This is a genomic window from bacterium, assembly GCA_026708015.1.
In the GTDB taxonomy this organism is placed as follows: domain Bacteria; phylum Actinomycetota; class Acidimicrobiia; order Acidimicrobiales; family Bin134; genus Poriferisocius.
Genome location: JAPOVT010000048.1, coordinates 80,616 through 99,702, shown reverse-complemented (window position 1 = coordinate 99,702; position 19,087 = coordinate 80,616). Strand labels below are relative to the sequence as shown.

Here is a 19,087-nt window from a genome sequence, read left to right as displayed (position 1 = left end):
CCTTCATAGCCGCAGCTCGGGATCGCACAGATGGTCGTACACGCCAGCCAGGTTCAGATCCCAACGAGCGTGGCGGGCGGCGATGTCGGTCAAGCCCTGCTTGGCCAGCCGCTGTCGGCGGGCGGGATCCCGCACCAGAGCCACGATCTCGGCGGCCAGCCCGTCGGCGGTCTGGGGCGACTGCATGCAGTTGTGGTCATGGCGCAGCAGCCAATCCCCCGCCGGGTTCTCGAATGCCACTACCGCGGTGCCACAGGCCATCAACTCCAGCGGCAGATAGGAGGGGTGCTCAGAGGTGGTGAGAGCCACCCCAATGTCGCAGGTGCGGTACAGCGGGCCGGTCTCTCGGTAGTCGAGCTGACCCATGTGGGTGATGAGGGAGTCCATGTGCTCGGGGAAGGCCCACGATCCCGCGGTCACGATGCGCACGTCGTCGGCCAGTTCGTCCTTCACGAGACGCACGGCCCTAGCGGCCAACTCCCAGCAGTTGCGCAGATGACCGGGGCGGGCATAGATGAACACGGTCACCGGGCGGTCGGGATCAGGTTTGATGCGGTTGCGGGCGTGAAAGACCGAGCCGTCCACCGCGGGCCAGAAATGATCGGCCACTCCCCCGTAGCGATCTCGGTAAATGTCGGCTAGATGGCCGGTGTTGCAAAGCCCATAAAGCCCCAGCCGGTAGCTGTGCTCGGCCAGCGCATAGAGCGTGCCGGCCGGGTAGAACATGGGCTCGAAATCCTGGATCAGGTAGAAGCGGCGGGTCTGATCTGGGGTGCGGGCCGCGAAGTAGGCGGTGGTCCACATGGTGGCGATGGCCGCATCGGCGGGGGGGATCTCCTTGGGATTAAAGGCGAAGGAGTCGTGGTAGCTGATAGGACTGTCGGCCAGCGACTGGAAGGCCGCGGAGATCCCTGACCGGTACCACCGCTCGTCGTGGTCGACGGGCCCGGTCATCACCATGAAACGATTCTCCACCCCATGGTGCACGGCCAGATGGTCGGCCAACCGGAACACGGTATGGATGCCGCCGTAGAACGGGTTTTGGAACTCGGGCACAAACCAGTTGACGGTTCTCACCTCACGCCGGCCCTGGACCGCCCGGTGTTCTTGATGAACCGACTCGGCCAGTTCCCGATCGGCTTCGGAGGCGAATGCCAGCGCGTGGGCCTCCCCGGTCTCGTTGCGCTGATAGAAGACTTCCATGGGCCGACCCAGCATCTCGGTGAGCTGCTTCAACACGCCCGGCTTCTCCTCGCAGCGCACCGCCGGCTCCGATTGGGATGCGTCGAGATTTGGGGAGAAATAGGGGTCGCCGCCCATCAGCCAGCGCTGGTAGGCCCAATAGCTGGCGAATACATCGCCGTCGGGAATGTTCGGACCTCTGGTGGCTGATTCTCTATGGGTGATCGGGGTGAATGCCGACACCACATTGCGGTACCCGGCCTGCCGGGCCCGCAGTCCCAGCATCACATCGCTGCCGCAAAGCACCAAGCGCTCGTCGAAACCTCCAATCTCCTCGTACACCGACCGGCGCACGGCCAGACAGGCCCCGGTCACCGCCATCGTGTTTCGGGTCCAATCGGTTGGCCCCATAAGGCTGTCGGAATGCGGGGCCATGCCCTGGAACAGGTGTCCGGCCAAGCCGGTCATCCCGATGATCACCCCGCCGTGCTGGATGAGGCCGTCGTCGTCAAGGAGCTGGAGCCCGGCAACTCCGATCTCGGGGCATTGAGCCCAGCCGATGAGTTCTTGGAGCCACTCGGGATCGCCCGTGGAGGTGTCGTCGTTCAAGAACACCAGCACCTCGCCGGTGGCCTGGGCCGCGGCCCGATTGTTCACTGCGGAGTAGTTGAACGGCTCTTCCCACCAGACGATCCGAGGACTCAGATCAGCAGCCCGATCCTGATACCAGGCCTCGTTTTCGTCGCTTTGGCCGCCGTTGTCCACGATGATGAGCTCAACGCTGGGGTGGTTGGCTGAGCGGATCAGGTCGAATGCGCCCTCCAATAATTCTCGGTTGTGCCGGGTGGCGATGATAACGCTGACCAATACGTCTCGATCTGGCACCCAAGCCAGGTGGACTCCGCTGGCCCCTGCTTCGGCTCGGGCCGACCAGCCCTGACGAGCCACCCAGCGGTTAACCAACTCCAGATGGTGAGCCTCGGGTCGCTCTTCATGGCGATCAGCGGCGTGCAATACCGCGGGCAGTCGGCTCACCTGCTGTTCAGCTACATCCAGACTCAACAGCAGATCCCACCAAAGGGAGTCGTCGTCGGTTCCTGCATCGCGATAGCGCCGCGCGGCGTCGGCTTGCAGACCTCGGGCCCTCATGGCAAAGGCCCGCCCGATGTAGTTCGAACCGGCCAGGAGATCTGGAGACCATCCCGGCTTGAGCCGGGGCTGGCTCAGGCGGTCCAGATCATCGTCGAAATAGACGCCTTCTGGCATTCCCGCCCGGTGCCAATCCCATACCTCGGCCAGACCGGCCCGGTCGTCGTCCCAGTACACCAACTCCAGCCAGGGGTCGCGCCACGCCGCTTGGGCCATTTTGAACACCGCATCGGGCCGAAGCCGATCGCCCGCCCGCAACAACACCACCAGGTCTTTGGGGTAGTGCTGCGACAGCCGGTCGAACTCCTCGGCCAGCCCGCCGACCTCGACCTTGACCACCTCGACCAACCCCCACGACTGGCTGTGGAGCGACATCTCGGTCGCGGCGACGTCGCCGCCGTCGTCCACTACCAATCCCCAAACCTTGAGCGGGCGGGGCCACTCCTCAAACCACTGCCGCTGAAGTTCCAGAACGCTTGAATCGGCCGGCAGCCGGCAGAACCACTCCCGATAGGTCACTCCGGCCGGCTGACGCGGCGGCGCGGGCTCGATCTCGGCCTCCGCTTCGTCCGCCGACTCCAAGCGTTCCGCAGCCGGTACAAGCGGCTCTGCCTCGGGATTCCCCTCATCGCGGCGCCGCTGCCACTCGTCTCTTATACGGGTGAGCGTGTTGCCGGTCTCCCGGGCGATCACCATTGCCCCGCCCACCAGCCGTCGGCGGCGGGTACCCCGGGGCAGAGCTCGCTCAAGGAGACGACGAACCACTACGACACCCTACCTGTACGCCCCGGTTTCCCTTTCACCCGAATCTCCCTCGACAGCCTTGAACGCCGCGCTGGGAATCGGTGTGTACTTGATGGCCAGGGCCGAAACTGGGAGAATTGCCCGGCGGGCGGCCAATCGATTTTGGACGTTCTATGCATTGGCAGCGGTCGGCAGTGCTGAACCGCCCTCGCTTATCCCAGTTACTCGCCGCCGCTTCGGTTCTGCTCGTAGCGGCATCAGTTCTGGTTGCAGCCCCGGCTTCAGCCCAAAACAGCCCCAACCCCCAACCGGTGCTCATCGTGGACCCTTCGGCCACTGCCACCTTCAGTGGAAGCGGCTGGGGTCACGGAGTGGGAATGAGCCAGTGGGGAGGCCTCGCCCGAGCCCAGGCCGGACAGAGTGCCTCAGCAATCCTGAGCTTCTACTACGAGAACACCCAGTTGGTGGAGAACTACGGTCGCCCGGCCGACGACCCGGGACCAGCGCCCACTCCCACAACCTCAACCCCCGTACCGAGCCCAGCCGCGACGCCCACGTCTCCTGAGGACGCGGCCCAGGTGTTGCTGGCCACCACCGACACCACCACCCTTACCCCCGAAGGGATCAACCGGATTACCGTTGAAAACCAGAACATCCCAGTCGGTGGCCAGGATGCAGCCCGTCCCCTGGCCGGAACCCCCATCACCTTCACCCGCCACCAAGGTCGCTGGCACATCACCTACAACGGGACCGACATATGCCCCAACGGCTGTATCGGACAAACCGCCCAACTCCACTTCGCTACCGACACCGCCGTGTCCATATCCACCACCGGCCGCTCCTACTCCCACGGCCGCATCAACCTCATCGCCGTCGCCGGAGACCCGAGCCGGTTCCACATCACCCTCGACTCGCTCACTGTCGAGGAGTTCCTCGACGATCCCCACAACGACCCCGGCGGGCCAGCCCCAATCAGCGACACAGCAGCAGAATGGATACAGGTATTGCTGGCCAACGCCGAGGCGACCACCCTCACCCCCGAGGGGCTTAACCGGATCACCATTGACGACCAGAACATCACTCACAGCGGCCTCGAAGCGGTCCGGGCCCCAGCCGGAACCCCTATCGCCATCTCCCGAGTCGGCGGCCGCTGGCGCATCCGTTACGGCAATGTTGACCTTTGCGGCAACGGCTGTGCCGGGCAGACGGTCCAACTCCATTTCGGCACCGACACCGCAGTGGCCGCATCCACCACCGGCCGCTCCTACTCCCACGGCCGCATCAACCTCATCGCCGTTGCCGGAGACCCGAGCCGTTTCCTGGTCGTCGTGGACTCCTTGACCATCGAGAAGTTCTTCAGCGACCCCCACAGCGCCCTTCCCACCACATCAGTGGGCACACCCCCAACGAATCCCGAGCCGGTGATCGAGACCCCACCGCAGCCGGTGCATCCCGAAGACGCCATCCGCGTCCACCTGAGCACCACCACCAGCACCAGGCTGACCCCCCAAGGGGCAAATCGCATCACTGTCGACGGCCAAGGCGAAATCCGGGTACCCGCGGGCACCTCAGTGACCGTCACCCGCCACGTCGGCCACTGGCATTTTACCGTCAACGGCACCGATGTGTGCGGCAACGGCTGTTCTGGGCAGACGGCCCAACTCCACTTCGCCACCGGCACTTCGGTAAGGGTGTCCAACACCGGCCACTCCTACTCCCACGGCCGCATCAACCTGGTACCCGCCGGAGGAGACCCCGGAACCTTCTATGTGATCCTCGATTCCCTTCCTATGGAGAAGTATCTCCGGGGCATCGCCGAGACGCCCATGAACTGGCCGCTGCCAATTCACGAGGCCCAGGCCATTGCCGCCCGAAGCTACGCCAGCGCCACCCTTCGGGAGCGGCGGGCCTCTGGCTCGTGGAACCGGCCCTTCGACCTGTACGCCACGGTTTGGGACCAGGCATTTGTGGGAGACCTCCGCGAGAAGCACGCCGACGCCGCTACCTGGCTCCAAGCCGTGGAGAACACCGAGGGGCAGATATTGCAGCACGGCGGTGCCCCCATTCGAGCGTTCTATTCGGCGTCCAACGGCGGCCACACCGAGCGCAGTGGGTATGTGTTCTCCACTGATCTCCCCTACCTGTCAGCCAAACCCGACCCCTTCGACAGCCAAGACGGCAACCCCTACACCTCATGGACGCGCTCCTATTCAGTTGCCGACCTCAACCGGTGGTTGAACGACCATTCCGATACCGCAGTGGGGCAGCTCATCAGCATGGAGACCGTGGGTGGCATTGGCGGATCGGGACGGTTGGACAAGGCCCAAATCCGGATCATCGGCACCTCTCGTACTGTCACCGTCACCGGCAACCGACTTCAGGCCCGGATCAATACTGCGGCCCGAGAGAGCGGACAGAACCAGCTCTTGTCCACCCTCTTCAGCTTCACCGTTCCTCTGGCCACCGTCACCACCACGCCAGACGATCCGGGGGACCCCGGGGACATAACCCCGGCCGACGATGTGTTCTACTCCGGAGTCATCGACGGCCCGGACTTCTGCCTCAACTTCAGCCTCGGCGGTCCAACCACCTACGCCTTCGACAGCGACGACAACGGAATCGCCGACGTGTGCTCCCTGCCCACCACCCGCCGGGTGGCCGTAGCCCGCCAGAACGCCTTGCAGGATTTGAAGGACTTTGGAGATGCCCGGCAAGTCTTTGCCGACCGCCTAGCCGAGGAGTGCCGCTCGCTCCTGTCCGCTACGTTCGGCGAGCCAGAGCAAGAGGCGGTAGACGAGTGCGCCCAGTACCGGGATGTCCAGGCTAACCCGTCCACGGCCCCGGTCCCGCCAACCAGCCCCGGCCCGGAGACAGAGCCAGCCGACAACAACGGATCACCGATGACCGCCGATGACGAGATGTTCTACTCGGGAGCCATCGACGGTCCGGACTTCTGCCTCAACTTCAGCCTCGGCGGTCCAACCACCTACGCCTTCGACAGCGACGACAACGGAATCGCCGACGTGTGCTCCCTGCCCACCACCCGCCGGGTGGCCGTGGCCCGCCAGCGGGCCCTCGAGCACCTAGAAAGCCAGTTCTCCGACAACTTCGAACTCCTGTTCTTCTCACACTGCCGCCGCGTGCCTGAAACCTTCGGCGAGTCAGAGCAAGAGGAAGTGGACGATTGCGAGGCCATTCGCCGGTCGGCCACCATCTGACCGGGGGGCGGATGTCGCGTTGTCAGAGCCAGCTCCGCCGTCGAGGTCAGCCCTAAACATCCACTGATCAGCCCCGCAGATCGGCCACCAAGCGATGCAGCGACTCCCGGTAGTCAGGGGGCTGGTCCAAGCCGGTCAAACCCAGCGCCCGGTTCTCCAGCACCGAGTTCGCCGGTCGGGGGGCCAGACGAGGCGGATCGAGTTCAGCCGTGGTGATGGGCTCTACCCGGTCGGGGTCATGGCCTGCGGCGACCATGACCTCCCGGGCGAACTCATACCAAGACGCCTCTCCCCGATTGGTCACGTGATACAGCCCCGGAGATCGGTCAACGCACAGCCGCTCGATCATGATGGCCACATCAGGAGTGAACGACGGCGAGCCCCGCTGGTCGTTTACGAATCGGAGCGGCCCGCCTTCGGCAGCCAGCCGCAACACGGTGGCCACCACATTGGCGCCGTGGCGACCGCACAGCCACGAGGTCCGCACCACGGTGGCAGCTTCGCCTACCTCCTGCTCGCCGGCCAGCTTGCTGGCGCCATAAACCGACCGGGGATCGGGCTGGTCCCATTCGTGGTAGGGCTCGGCTTTGTCGCCGGAGAACACGTAGTCGGTGGAAACGTGGCACAGGTGGGCATCAAACCGGTAGGCCGCCTCGGCCAGGTGGCGCACCGCCAATGCGTTGACCTCATAGGCCCGCTCAGCATCGGTCTCGCAAGCGTCCACCGCCGTATAGGCCGCACAGTTGACTAGAACATCGGGCTGGACAGAACCCACCACACCGAGCACCTGTTCTCGCCGGGAGACATCCAGTTCTCGGCGGCGAGCAGCAATGACGTCATGGCCGGAATCGGCGAACTGCGCCGCCACGTCACAGCCGAGCTGTCCGGCCGCCCCGGTGACCAGAACCTTCACAGCCCCGCGGCCCTCATGTCGCCGCTTGCTTGAGCGGCGCCCACCACCAGCGGTTGTCCCGGTACCACTCCACGGTGGCGGCCAAAGCCTCATCCATCTCCCGGGTTGGCAACCACCCCAGGCTGCCGATTTTGGTCGCATCCACCGAGTAGCGTCGGTCGTGGCCCAGGCGGTCGTCCACGTAGCGGATGAACGATTCGTCCCGACCGCACAACTCCAGCAGCCGTTCGGTCAGGTCCCGGTTGGTGAGCTCGTTGCCTCCGGCGATGTTGTAGATCTCTCCCGATAAACCCTGGCGCAGCACCAAGTCGATGGCCGCACAGTTGTCGTCTACATGGCACCAGTCACGCACGTTCAAACCGTCGCCGTACAGGGGCACCGCCAGCCCGTCGAGGAGGTTGGTGGTGAACAGGGGGATCAGCTTTTCGGGGTGCTGATAGGGCCCGAAGTTGTTTGTGGTTCGAGTGATGGCCACCGGCAGGCCAAAGGTCTCCCCATGGGCCAGCGCGATCAAGTCGGCCCCGGCCTTGGACGCCGAGTAGGGCGAACGGGGTTCCAGCCGGTCGGTCTCGGCGAAGGAGCCCTCGTCGATCGACCCGTACACCTCGTCGGTGGAAACCTGCACCAGCTTGCCCACTTCCAGCCGCCGGGCCGTGTCGCACACCACGTTCGTGCCATCGCAGTTCGTGCGCACGAAGGCATCGGGGCCCACGATGGAACGGTCCACATGGCTCTCGGCAGCAAAGTGGACCACCGCATCGCAGCGCTCCATGGCCTCGACTACCCCGTCGCGGTCGCACACGTCGCCGTAGATGAACTCAAAGCGGGGATCGTCTTCGAAATCCCTCAGGTTGTCGCGGTTGCCGGCATAGGTGAGGGCGTCGTACACCACCACCGAGTCGTCGCTATAGGCCAGCAGCCACCGCACATAGTTCGACCCGATGAATCCGGCGCCCCCGGTGATCAGCAGTTTCATGTCACAGCTGAGGGCCGAACCGGGGGATCAAGTGGTCGGGGATTTCCGAGCGGCGGGGGTTCGACTGGTCGCGAACCGAGAGGATGGGGCTGTCCACCCCCCAATCGGCGCCAATCTCCGGGTCGTCCCACGCCACCCCCAACTCGTCGGCCGGGTTGTAGTAGCCGTCAACCAAGTAGGTAATGGTCATGTCCGACAGAGCGGCAAACCCATGCGCCACCCCCGGCGGTATATACACCCCTCGGTGGTGATTGACTCCGTCCGGTTCGGTGCCCAGGGGAAGCGCCACGGTCTGCCCGTCGGTGGGCGAACCCGATCGAAGATCGTGCAGCACCACCCGGGCCTGTCCCACCGGCACGTACCAGTAGTCGGCCTGATGGAGGTGATAGTGCAAGCCCACTACCGAGCCGGACCGCCGGTCTCCCCGGTTGGCCTGGATCATCTCCCGGACGCCGGGAATCCACTCCCGCCGGTAGGTCTCCACAAATACGCCCCGCTCATCTCCGTGGATGTCGGGGGACACAATGAATGCGCCCGCAATCGCCTCGCAAGGACTTACCGCGGCCACTTCTGCTATCCCAGCTCCAGATGGGAATGGTCGCCCAGCATGAGCCGAGATGCCTGAGGACGCTCAGGTGATTGGGTCAACTGCACGTGCTGGCCGATCAGGGAGTCGGTGATCCGGCCGATTCCATCGATGCGGCAGCCCTCAAGCACCACCGAGTGGTCCAATTCGGCGTCGACCACCACGCACTCGTCGCCGATGGAGGTGTAGGGCCCGATGAACGTGTTCTCGATCCGGGTGTTGGCCCCGATCACCGCCGGTCCCCGCACGGTGGAATTGACGATCTTGGCCCCTTCTGAAACCACCACCCGCCCTTCAACCCTTGAGGCATCGTCCACCGCTCCGTCCACCCGGCGAGCCACGGTGTCAAGCACCAGTCGATTGCATGCCAGCAGCGGATCCTTCTTGCCGGTGTCGATCCACCATCCGTCCAACAGCTGATGGCTCACCCGGTAGCCGTTCTGAATCAGCCAGAAGATGGCATCGGTAATCTCCAACTCGCCCCGGGCCGAAGGCTCGATGGCCGCCACCGCGCCATGGATACAGGAGTCGAAGATGTATACACCCACCAAGGCCAAGTTGGAGGGCGGATCGGTGGGCTTTTCCACCAGGTTCACCACGTCGCCATCGGGATTGAGTTCAGCCACTCCGAACGACGAAGGGTTCTCCACCGGGGTCAGCAGGATCTGCGCTCGACAGGGGTCGGTACCGGAATCGCCCCGTTCGCTGGAACTCTGCTCCCTGGACTTCTCGAACCTCTCGACGAATTCAGCCAGGCCCTGCTCCAGCATGTTGTCGCCCAAGTACATGACAAAGCAGTCGTCGCCCAAGAAGTCCCGGGCTATGAGCACGCAGTGGGCCAAGCCGAGTGGAGCCTCCTGACGGATGTAGGTCACGCTCACTCCGAAGCTTGAACCGTCGCCCACCGCATCCCGAATCTCCTGATGGGTGTCGCCCACCACGATGGCGATGTCGGTGATCCCCGCGGCGGCCATGTCCTCGATGCCGTAGAACAACACCGCCTTGTTGGCGATAGGCACCAACTGCTTGGCCCGGGTGTGGGTAAGCGGGCGCAGCCGCGTCCCTTCTCCTCCCGACAAGATCAACCCTTTCATGCGCCCGCCAGTGTACGGCGCTGCTGCGCCCTCATCTTCACCCGTATACCGATACCAACTAAAGGCCCTGTCTACGGTGGCATCTGGTCAGACAGATCAGATATCTATGGACACCCACCCGGAACCAAGTGGATATCGACGCCAAGCTGGCAGCGATAGGCATTTAGAAGATCTTCTTGTTCAGAAATCAATTCATCGCGGGGAAGGAGACCGTCAACCGGTTCGCTCTCTGGCGCGCCAGGTTTGGGGCTGAAGAACAAAACGCCGTAGAGCATCACCGCCGCTGTGGTACAAGCCAACGCTCCTATCAGCATCCGGACAAGAACGTTGCGGCGCAAAACCGGCGCGATCCCCACTGCCGCGAACGGCAATACCGCCAGCCCATATCTTCCGGGTGTGACCGCATGAAGCCCCAATGCCAAATGGAACGAGATCATCGTCAGTATCCCAATCCCCACCATGGCCCCGAATACACCGCCTACCAGAGCCCTGTAGGCGGACCTGGCCGCAGTGAATGCCAGCGCTGCCCCCAACAACGCGAGCAGCCCGACATCAGCTATTCCAGCAAGCGGTACTAGCAGGTCGCGGGGAAGGACACCAGGGACCCATTGGTCACGAAACGGCGTGACTGCCGCTCTCAGCTGGTCGTCGAGCAGCGCCCATTGAAAGCTGTCGAATCGCAGGTCGGCGAATACGGGAAGGTCCTCTTCTTCGCTCAACCCTCGATTCTCCTGCCAAAACCGCCAGAACAAGACCGAAGCAAGGGCCAGAAGGGCAGATACGGAGGCCGCTAGCAAACGCTCGCGCCTCGCTGCCTTCGCCTGAGGCAAGTGTCGCTTGTCCCATTCCTGCCAAATCCGAAATGACAGGTACAGCACCACAACGCCTACGGCAAATGCGTTGGTTAATTTGAGCCATACGGCAGCCGCCGACGCGACCGCAACCGACCACCATGGCCAACTCCCCGACTCCCACTTCAACAACGCCAGCAACAACAAACCGCCGCCCAGCAATGCGACGGCATCAGGATTGACAAAGGCCGAAGCATGAACCACTACCGGCGATACCCCCAACAACCCCACTACCGAGGCTCGACCCGCTGTGCTTGCTCCTACCAAGCCCAGCGCATACCAGATCAACGCCAGTCCGGAAGCCAGCCACAGCGCACCCACCAACCGATATGCCACCAGCGAGCTCTCGTCACCGGGCAGTAGCAACACCACCTCCCCAATCAGGGCTGTCAGCGTGTAGTACGGGGGCGGATGCTGGTAGGCCGTATTGAAGCCATGTCCAGGAGACAGGCCTGGATCGGGACGAATGTCGCCGCACTCTGGAAGATAGGGGGACCCAGCTTCCCACCCATGATGATCTATGCCGCGGCAGGCCACCGCCTTCATTGCCTCTGTTCCAAACATCTCGCCAACTCGCACGCCAGCAGACGGTGACTTCAACGTGTAGTCGAAGTGTTGAAGTTCATCAATCGGTGAGAGCTGCGGATGATCCCTCACCTGCAACGCCACTAGCCCCACAACCAAGACAAGGATGCCCACCAGTACGACCAGATCAACCTTCCAACTCAACCTGAATCTCTGCATCCAACGAATGTGAGACGCCACCGGCTCATTCATTGCGACAAGGCGTAGCACAGCTGCTGCCTATTGTCCGGTCATTGGAAAAGGTCCCGAGGGTCTACTCTGAACGGGTGTCGGCAAGGCATCGCGATCACGTCGTATTTGCTGCGGTGCTGGTCGCCGTGGCGGTGCTGGTGGGGCTGCATGTGCGGGACCATCCGGCCCTGTCGCACATCGACGAGCTCCAGCATGCCGACTACGCCCTTAAGTCGCCGTTCCATGCGCCCCGACACGGCGACACCATCGATCAGGAAACCATGGAGGAGGCCGCCTGCCGGGGAATCGACTACCCGCTGCGGCTGTCCATCGACGCCCTCAACGACTGGCTCCACCTCACTGGTGAGCGGGGAGTCCCCCAGCTGAGCCCGGCCAGCATCATCCAGGTGCAATTGCCCCCGTGCGGGTCGCTCCTGTTGAGCCCCGACCAGTTCCCCAACTCCGGTCTCAACACCGCCTCACCCCATCCGCCGGTGTACTACACCGCCACCGCGCTGGGCGGAGAGGCCATTGAGGCCGTGCCCGGCGTCGACAGCCCCATCACCGGCGCCCGCCTGGTGGGGATCCTGTGGCTGGGGGCCGCGGCGGTGGTGCTGTGGTACGTGCTGGGCAGCCTCGGGGCCTCGAGCTGGATCAAGGCGCTGTTGATCGGCTGGCTGGTGGTGTCGCCCACCGTGCTCCACGAGTCGTCGATCATCAATCCCGACACCACCGCTCTGTTGGGCGGGGCCCTAGTGTTGGCCGCCGCCTTGCGGTGGGAGGGCGGACGGGCACCGAGCTGGCTGCTGCCACTGGCCGCCCTGGTGGCAGTGTGGCTCAAGTTCACCAACTCAGTGGCGGTAGGTGCGGCCGTGGTCTACCTGGCGGTGCGGGGCTGGCAGCGCCGAGACGACCTGACCCCACACAAGATCCGCCGTTGGTCGATGGTGACCGGTGCCGCGGTCATCGTGACGGTGGCTTCGATCATCACCTGGTCGGCAGTACAGGACGCCCGAGGCCACATCGATGCGGAGCAGCTGCCCACCAACGCCATCTACCAGGTTGACGGCTTCCAATGGGACCGCCTGGGCGACGAGCTCTTCTCCACCCTCAGCCCGCTTCGCAATCCCTTCGTGCCCGACACCCTCCCCCGAAGCCTGCTCGAGCCCCTGGGAGGCCTCCTGAACCTGCTGGTCATCGCAGGGTTGGGTGCGGTCGCGCTGTTCGCGGCCAAAGGATCGAACCATCGAGCCCTAGCCGCCGCCGCGGCCGTCGGCATGGTGGCCACCGGAGTGGTGACCATGGTCGCCAGCTATCTGTCGCTGGGGATCTACTTCGACACCAATCCCCGCTACGGGCTCTCCCTTCTGCCCTTCGCGGTGGCCGCCTTCGTCCCGGTCTTGGACAACCGCATCATCCGCTGGGGTCTCACCGCGGTGGTGCTGGCCACCGCGGGAGCAGCGCTTGCCGGCGTTGCTTCCTAGGCTGTGACCGTGGCCGCTCCCCGACTCATCGTTGTTATCCCCGCCTTCAACGAGGAGGACACCGTGGGAGCAGTGATCTCCGACTTGCAGCGGTCCTGCTCCGGACCAATGGAGGTCGTGGTGGTGGACGACGGCTCGGCCGATGACACTGCCGAGAAGGCCACCACCGCCGGGGCCACCGTCCTGAGGCTGCCGGTGAACCTGGGCTACGGGGCCGCCCTTCGGCTGGGCTTCCGCTACGCCGCCCGCCGCCAGTGGGACCATGCCCTGGTGCTGGACGCCGACGGCCAGCACGCCGCCGCCGATATTCCCACTCTGCTGGCTGCCTCCCGCTCGGGAGCCGATCTGGTGCTGGGCAGCCGATTCCACTCCGACTGCGCCGCTCCCTACCCGGTGTCCCGAATCCGGCGGGCGGCCATGCGCCTGGTCAGCCAAGTTCTCCGCCATCGCCGCGGCGTGGCGCTCACCGACCCCACATCGGGGTTTTGGGCCATGTCGAGGCCCTGCGTGGAGCTGTTCTCCCAGCAGCTTCCGGCGGGATACCTAGACAACCTGCTCGGCCTGTCGATCGCCGCCCGCGCCGGGCTGGCCATCCAAGAAGTGCCGGTGGCCATGGCCCCCCGCCAAGGGGGCCAGCCATCGACCCAGGGGGCCACCCTGGTCTTCCACTACGCCCGAACCCTGCTCGCTGTCTTCATCGGAGGTCGATCATGAGCCTCACCGCCCGAATCGTTTCTGCCCTGTTAGCCGCCGTCGTGGTGGCCATCATCCTCAAGCTCCAGCGCCGGGGCGGGATGGTCTCCAAGTACGGGCTGCTGTGGATGATCACCTCGGCACTGATGCTGCTGCTAGCCGCGGCCCCCGATGTGGCCGACACCGTGGGGGGCTGGCTGGGAGTGGACTACACGCCGTCGCTGGTGTTCATGGCTGCCTTGGGATTCGTGCTGATTGTACTGGTGCAGTACTCCTGGGAGCTCAGCCGCACCGAGCAGCGCATTCAGATCCTCATGGAAGAGGTGGCGCTCCTGCGCCGTGAACTCGAAGAGCAGCGAAAGGACGCCCGCTCTGAGGACTAGTCCAAAGGACTAAGCCAATCGTCTAGCCCAGCGGGGCGGGGGCACAGAGCCCGTCGAGTTCGACAACCTGGATCTTGTCCCGGTTCTCCCAGGTGACGGGCTGATCCGGATCGGGCCGCAGCTTGTACTCCCGGAACGACATCTCGCTGGCGTCGAAGGCCAGCAGCCGCCCTACCAGGGTGTCTCCGTGGCCCAAGATCAACTTGATGGCCTCCAAGGCCTGGATCGAACCCACGATGCCCGGAAGCACTCCCAGCACACCGGCCTCGGCGCAGCTCGGGGCCATCTCAGCGGGGGGTGGCTCGGGGATCATGTCCCGGTAGGTGGGGCCGTTGCGGGGATCGAACACCGTGACCTGGCCTTCGAACCGGAAGATCGAACCGTGGACCACGGGGATGCCCAGCTTCACCGAGGCGTCGTTGAGCATGTAGCGCACCGGGAAATTGTCGGCGCCGTCCACTATCACGTCGTAGTCCTTGATGATGTCGACGATGTTGTCGGCCCCCAGCCGCACGTCGTAGGTCACCACGTTCACGTCGGGGTTCAAGGCGTTGAGTGTCTTCTTGGCCGAGTCCACCTTGCGATCCCCCACCCGGTCGAGGTTGTGGAGAATCTGGCGCTGGAGATTGGAGGCGTCCACCACGTCCATGTCCACGATGCCCACGGTGCCCACTCCGGCGGCGGCCAAGTACAGGGCGGCGGGAGAGCCCAGCCCTCCGGCACCCAGGCAGAGGACCTTGGCATCCAGAAGCTTGATCTGGCCCTCGGTGCCTACCTCGGGCAGCAGCAAATGGCGGTGGTACCGGTTGCGCTGGTCGGGGGTCAGCGACACTGGCAGGGCCCAGTCCCGGCCCTCGTCTTTCCACTGGTTGAATCCGCCGTCCATCGACACCACGTCGCCGTAGCCCATCTCCTGAAGGGTCTGGGCCGCGAACGCAGAGCGAACGCCGCCCGCGCACATGACCACCACCGGGGCATCCTTGTCGGACAGCCGGTTCTCCACGTTGGGCTCGAGGTTGCCCCGGGGGATGTGGACCGAGCCGGGTATCGCCCCTTGCTCGTACTCGTCAGGCTCTCGAACGTCAAGGAGCACCGCGCCCTCAGCCAGCATCGCCTCCGCGCCCGAGGGATCGGCCTCCCGGATCACGGCTTTGGCCTCTTTTAACAAATCTCTGAATGTGGACATGGCCAAAATCACCTCGATCGTGGCGGGACATCGGTTCAGGCGTCGGGGAGAATTCCCTACAAATCCTACCGAGTTAGTCCGATTTTACCAATCCTGAACTAATCCCCGGGCCGGTTCATTGGGCAACGATCAGCGGCAGCGCCTCGCTTATCGAGGCCGGCACCACTGCGGCGGCCAATCCGTCGAAGGGAGTGGGCTCGGCGTTCACTATCACCACCGGGGAACCGGCCTGATGGGCAATGGGCACCACGTTGGCGATCGGGTACACGGTGAGGGTGGAACCAACCGCCAGCAAACTGTCGCAGGCCATGGCGGCCTGTTCCGAGCGGTGCAGATCGGCCATCACCAGATTCTGGCCGAAGGAGATGGTGGCCGACTTCAAGATCCCGCCGCAGATGCGACACGGCGGGTCGGCCTCCCCCGCCCTCACCCGCTCCAAGGCGTACTCCATGGGAGCGGTGTCGCCGCAATCCAGGCAGCGGACTTTGGACGTGGTGCCGTGGATCTCCACCAATCGGTCCTCAGAGGTGCCCGCCGCCCGATGCAGGCCGTCGACGTTCTGGGTGATCAGCGTGTGCAGCCTTCCCTGACGCTCCAGATCCACCAGCGCCCGGTGTCCGGGATTGGGATCCTTGCCCTCCCACATCGACCCCTCGACCAGCCGCTGCCAGTTGCGCTTGCGCAGCTCGGGGTCGGACACATACGACGACAGCGTGGCCGTCTTCTCGGCCTCGGGGTTCTTGGTCCACAGCCCCTCCGGCCCCCGGAAGTCGGGAATGCCGCTGTCGGTAGAGATCCCTGCTCCGGTGAGCACGACAATTCTCTTCGCGGAACGCAGCACATTTCGGGCCGCCTCGATCTCTTCGCCCAGTTCTTCGATCTGACGCATGAATTTCCTATCTGACCCTTGACAGCATTGCATGAGAGTAGGCAAAATTCATCTAAATCTTCCTCCATGTATCTGGCAAAGCCCCTGCTGGCAGAAACGATCCTCCCATGACATCCCCCTTCATGCACTCTTCACTTTGGATAGAGCCTTGGCGAGACTCGGTCACCGAGGAATGCGGGCACGATCCCCGATCCAGATACGCGGAGCTTTTCTGGTTGGGAATCATCGGCCCTACCGCTGCCTGGCTCCTGCGCCATATGGCTCACGAGTTCGAGAGCTCGCCTGATGGGTTTGAACTCTCCGTAGCCCCCATCGCGCTGCAATTGGGCATCAGCCCCAAGGCCGGACCCCGGGGCGGAATGCACCGCACCCTGCACCGCCTGGTTATGTTCCGGCTGGCCTCGGAGGGCCACGCCGGGTATGCCGTCAGGCGCCAACTGCCCCCGCTCAACAACATGCAACTCAAACGGCTGCCTGCCCACCTCCAGCGCACCCACTCCTCCTACTACTCTCAGCCCAAGTCCCCTGCCCTGGGTGCAGGACGCTAGACATACGCCGTGGACAATGACTTGAAAGCTTCCTGGGACCGGCTGTGCGACACGCTAAAGGAATCGGCCGACTACGTGTTCGACCCTGCGCTGGGAGTGGACGCCTCCGAGCAGGCTGAGGGATTGCGCCACCACCTTCGGATGCTCTATTTGGCGCTCGACCGAACCCTTGAGAACAACGACCCCCAACACCCCGAACTGGGCTGGACCTATCCCGCGAAATTCGGCCAAGACAACCCCGATGGGCTGTATCAGACCGCGCCGCTCGATTTGAACCTCACGTACCGCCTCACCGGACGCATCGACACAGTGCGCTACTTGGGGTTGTCAATACTGAATTTCGTCTCCGGACGAGGAGGCATAACCCAACGGCTGAACGTGGGCACGCCCGACCTCACCGACATCGGCGGCGGACGCATCGACGTTGTCTTCAGCCCCGACCCCGACCCCGGCGACCACGTTGGCGATTGGTACCAGGTTGTGCCCGAGCTTGCCCGGCTGCTGGTTCGCCAGTTCTTCTCCGACTGGGGCGCCGAGAGCCATGCCGAGCTCCACTTGGAATGCCTCGACTCCTCAGCTCCCCCCGCCCGACTCGACCCGGTTCGCACCGCGGCACTGATCGGCGAGGTGGCCAATGAGATCGACACCGTCCCCAAGTTTTGGACCGACTATGCGGTGGGCTACCGCGACCGGGATGAGATAAACACATTCGCCCACGTTGAGGGGAAATACAGCGGCGAAGGCCTGGGAGGCAGCGATCAGCAGGCCTACGGAGGGTGCTGGTTTGAGGTGGGCCCCGACGAGGCCCTGTTGTTCGAGGTGGCCCCGCCAAACTGCCTCTACTGGAACATCCAAGTGGGCGACACCTGGTTCCAGAGCCTCGACTACGTGAACCTCCCCACCACCATGAACGACTCCCAGGCCCGCCTCGACTCCGACGGGGTGCTGCGGGTGGTGGTCTCCCACCAAGACCCCGGCATCCAGAACTGGATCGCCCTGGGCGGCTGCCCCCAAGGAGTGCTCACTTATAGGTGGAACAACGCCGACTCCGCGCCGGTGCCTGAGCTGAAGCTGATTTCAGTGTCCGAAGTCGCCGGCTGCCTTCACCCCGACACCCCCCAAATCAGCGCCGACGACCGCGCCGCCCTTAACGCCGAGCGCCGCCGCCACGCCCTGCGGCGCTTCACGAGATAGGCATCATGTCCTTGGGCTGCCCAGATGGAATGGCCGCGGCTAGACATACACCGTGGACAACGACCTAAGAGCTTCTTGGAATCGGCTTTGCGACACCCTCAAGGAGTCGGCCGACTACATCTTCGATCCAGAAAACGGGACTGATACATCCGAGCAGGCCGAAGGCCTGCGCCATCAGCTGCGGATGTTCTTTTGGGCCTTTGACCGGATCGTGGAGAATAACGATCCCGACCACCCCGAGCTGGGTTGGGTGTACCCATTCAAGGTGGGCCAGGACAATCCCGATGCGATGTACATGACCGCACCGGTGGACCTGAGCCACACCTACCGTCTCACCGGGCGCATCGACACCTTGCGCTACTTGGGGCTATCGCTGATGGACCACCGCTTCGGTCGAGGGCGCATCACCCAACTCGTCGACGTCGGCAGTCCCGACCTGACCGACATTGGCGGCGGACACATCGACATCATTTTCAGCCCCGACCCCGACCCCGGCGACCACGTCGGCGACTGGTTCCAAGTCGAGCCGCTCGAGTCTCGGCTGTTCGTGCGCCAGTTCTTCTCCGACTGGGCGGCCGAGGACCATGCCGAGCTGTACTTCGAATGCCTCGACCCGGCCGGCCCTCCCGGCCGGCTAGATCCGGTGCGGATATGCGAACTGTTCGACGAGTTGGCCCGGGAGGTGAACACCGTGCCCATGTATTGGACCGAATTCGCCGGGGATCAGCGCAATCGAGGCCAGATCAACTCCTTCGACCATGTTCCTCCCCGCAAGGTGAGTCAGAGCGCCCAGGGAGGAAGCGAAAAGCAGTCTTATGGGCAGTGCTGGTATGAGGTGGGCCCCGACGAGGCTTTGCTCTTTGAAGTGACCCCGCCCGACTGCCTGTACTGGAACATTCAAGTAGGCGACACCTGGTACCAGAGCCTCGACTACGTGAACCTCCCCACCACCATGAACGACTCCCAAGCCCGGCTCGACCCCGACAGCGTGCTGCGGGTGGTGATCTCCCACCAGGATCCCGGCATCCAGAACTGGATCGCCCTGGGCGGCTGCCCCCAAGGGGCCATCACCTACCGGTGGAACAACGCCGAGTCCGCGCCGGTGCCCACCCTGCGGCTCATGCCGATGTCCGAGATCGACGGCTGCCTCCACCCCGAGACCCCCCGGCTCAGCGTCGACGAGCGCGACGCGATCAACGCCGAGCGTCGCCGCCACGCCCTGCGCCGCTTCACGCGCTAGC

Annotated in this window: 15 protein-coding genes; 7 read left to right on the top strand and 8 right to left on the bottom strand. The window is 64.2% G+C overall.

The window, feature by feature from the left end; all coding sequences use genetic code 11:
• Window positions 1-3 precede the first annotated feature (3 nt).
• Window positions 4-3,096: a glycosyltransferase gene (locus tag OXG30_11155; protein ID MCY4135451.1), complete on the bottom strand. Its 3,093-nt coding sequence runs from the start codon at window positions 3,094-3,096 to the stop codon at window positions 4-6.
• A 356-nt stretch (window positions 3,097-3,452) separates the two neighbouring features.
• Here OXG30_11155 and OXG30_11150 point away from each other — a divergent pair, with 356 nt between their 5' ends.
• Window positions 3,453-6,293 carry a SpoIID/LytB domain-containing protein gene (locus OXG30_11150; GenBank protein ID MCY4135450.1) on the top strand — a complete coding sequence of 947 codons (2,841 nt, stop codon included), beginning with the start codon at window positions 3,453-3,455 and terminating at the stop codon, window positions 6,291-6,293.
• A 67-nt stretch (window positions 6,294-6,360) separates the two neighbouring features.
• On the opposite strand, the gene rfbD is transcribed toward OXG30_11150, so the two are convergent.
• From rfbD to OXG30_11125, 5 genes are all read right to left on the bottom strand, one after another.
• Window positions 6,361-7,206, bottom strand: a complete 846-nt coding sequence (gene rfbD, locus OXG30_11145; GenBank protein MCY4135449.1) for a dTDP-4-dehydrorhamnose reductase — start codon at window positions 7,204-7,206, stop codon at window positions 6,361-6,363.
• A gap of 13 nt (window positions 7,207-7,219) precedes the next feature.
• The gene (gene rfbB / locus OXG30_11140) at window positions 7,220-8,182 is read right to left on the bottom strand and encodes a dTDP-glucose 4,6-dehydratase (GenBank protein ID MCY4135448.1); all 963 of its coding nucleotides are present in this window, start codon (window positions 8,180-8,182) and stop codon (window positions 7,220-7,222) included.
• Window position 8,183: 1 nt separating this feature from the next.
• Complete coding sequence (locus tag OXG30_11135; protein MCY4135447.1) at window positions 8,184-8,750, bottom strand: dTDP-4-dehydrorhamnose 3,5-epimerase; 567 nt, start codon at window positions 8,748-8,750, stop codon at window positions 8,184-8,186.
• Window positions 8,751-8,755: 5 nt separating this feature from the next.
• Window positions 8,756-9,862, bottom strand: a complete 1,107-nt coding sequence (locus OXG30_11130) for a glucose-1-phosphate thymidylyltransferase (protein MCY4135446.1) — start codon at window positions 9,860-9,862, stop codon at window positions 8,756-8,758.
• A 104-nt stretch (window positions 9,863-9,966) separates the two neighbouring features.
• A complete protein-coding gene (locus tag OXG30_11125) occupies window positions 9,967-11,490 on the bottom strand; it encodes a hypothetical protein (GenBank protein ID MCY4135445.1) in 1,524 nt (507 codons plus the stop codon).
• Between the two features lie 74 nt (window positions 11,491-11,564).
• Between OXG30_11125 and OXG30_11120 the strand changes: the two genes are divergently transcribed.
• Genes OXG30_11120 through OXG30_11110 form a run of 3 tightly spaced genes read left to right on the top strand, consistent with a single transcriptional unit; the run spans window position 11,565 to window position 14,029 of the window.
• Entirely contained in the window at window positions 11,565-12,953 is a 1,389-nt protein-coding gene (locus OXG30_11120) for a hypothetical protein (GenBank protein ID MCY4135444.1), read from the top strand.
• A 9-nt stretch (window positions 12,954-12,962) separates the two neighbouring features.
• Window positions 12,963-13,667 carry a glycosyltransferase family 2 protein gene (locus tag OXG30_11115; protein MCY4135443.1) on the top strand — a complete coding sequence of 235 codons (705 nt, stop codon included), beginning with the start codon at window positions 12,963-12,965 and terminating at the stop codon, window positions 13,665-13,667.
• A complete protein-coding gene (locus OXG30_11110; protein ID MCY4135442.1) occupies window positions 13,664-14,029 on the top strand; it encodes a DUF2304 domain-containing protein in 366 nt (121 codons plus the stop codon). Before OXG30_11115 ends, OXG30_11110 begins: the two co-directional genes overlap by 4 nt.
• 22 nt (window positions 14,030-14,051) lie before the next feature.
• Here OXG30_11110 and moeB read toward each other — a convergent pair whose 3' ends face one another.
• Both moeB and OXG30_11100 read right to left on the bottom strand, forming a co-directional pair.
• Window positions 14,052-15,215 carry a molybdopterin-synthase adenylyltransferase MoeB gene (moeB, locus tag OXG30_11105; GenBank protein ID MCY4135441.1) on the bottom strand — a complete coding sequence of 388 codons (1,164 nt, stop codon included), beginning with the start codon at window positions 15,213-15,215 and terminating at the stop codon, window positions 14,052-14,054.
• A 115-nt stretch (window positions 15,216-15,330) separates the two neighbouring features.
• On the bottom strand, window positions 15,331-16,104 hold the full coding sequence (locus OXG30_11100) for a Sir2 family NAD-dependent protein deacetylase (protein MCY4135440.1): 774 nt from the start codon (window positions 16,102-16,104) through the stop codon (window positions 15,331-15,333).
• A gap of 107 nt (window positions 16,105-16,211) precedes the next feature.
• Between OXG30_11100 and OXG30_11095 the strand changes: the two genes are divergently transcribed.
• The 3 genes from OXG30_11095 to OXG30_11085 are packed head-to-tail and all read left to right on the top strand — an operon-like array spanning window position 16,212 to window position 19,086.
• Complete coding sequence (locus OXG30_11095) at window positions 16,212-16,652, top strand: hypothetical protein (protein MCY4135439.1); 441 nt, start codon at window positions 16,212-16,214, stop codon at window positions 16,650-16,652.
• Between the two features lie 9 nt (window positions 16,653-16,661).
• Complete coding sequence (locus tag OXG30_11090) at window positions 16,662-17,846, top strand: hypothetical protein (GenBank protein ID MCY4135438.1); 1,185 nt, start codon at window positions 16,662-16,664, stop codon at window positions 17,844-17,846.
• Window positions 17,847-17,898: 52 nt separating this feature from the next.
• A complete protein-coding gene (locus OXG30_11085) occupies window positions 17,899-19,086 on the top strand; it encodes a hypothetical protein (GenBank protein ID MCY4135437.1) in 1,188 nt (395 codons plus the stop codon).
• Window position 19,087: the final 1 nt, after the last annotated feature.

Excerpts from the sequence above, each read along its gene's own strand:
- OXG30_11130 (MCY4135446.1), bottom strand. The coding sequence starts at position 9,862 with ATGAAAGGGTTGATCTTGTCGGGAGGAGAAGGGACGCGGCTGCGCCCG.
- OXG30_11095 (MCY4135439.1), top strand. The coding sequence starts at position 16,212 with ATGACATCCCCCTTCATGCACTCTTCACTTTGGATAGAGCCTTGGCGA.
- rfbB (MCY4135448.1), bottom strand. The coding sequence starts at position 8,182 with ATGAAACTGCTGATCACCGGGGGCGCCGGATTCATCGGGTCGAACTAT.
- OXG30_11150 (MCY4135450.1), top strand. The coding sequence starts at position 3,453 with ATGAGCCAGTGGGGAGGCCTCGCCCGAGCCCAGGCCGGACAGAGTGCC.
- OXG30_11100 (MCY4135440.1), bottom strand. The coding sequence starts at position 16,104 with ATGCGTCAGATCGAAGAACTGGGCGAAGAGATCGAGGCGGCCCGAAAT.
- OXG30_11110 (MCY4135442.1), top strand. The coding sequence starts at position 13,664 with ATGAGCCTCACCGCCCGAATCGTTTCTGCCCTGTTAGCCGCCGTCGTG.
- OXG30_11125 (MCY4135445.1), bottom strand. The coding sequence starts at position 11,490 with ATGAATGAGCCGGTGGCGTCTCACATTCGTTGGATGCAGAGATTCAGG.
- moeB (MCY4135441.1), bottom strand. The coding sequence starts at position 15,215 with ATGTCCACATTCAGAGATTTGTTAAAAGAGGCCAAAGCCGTGATCCGG.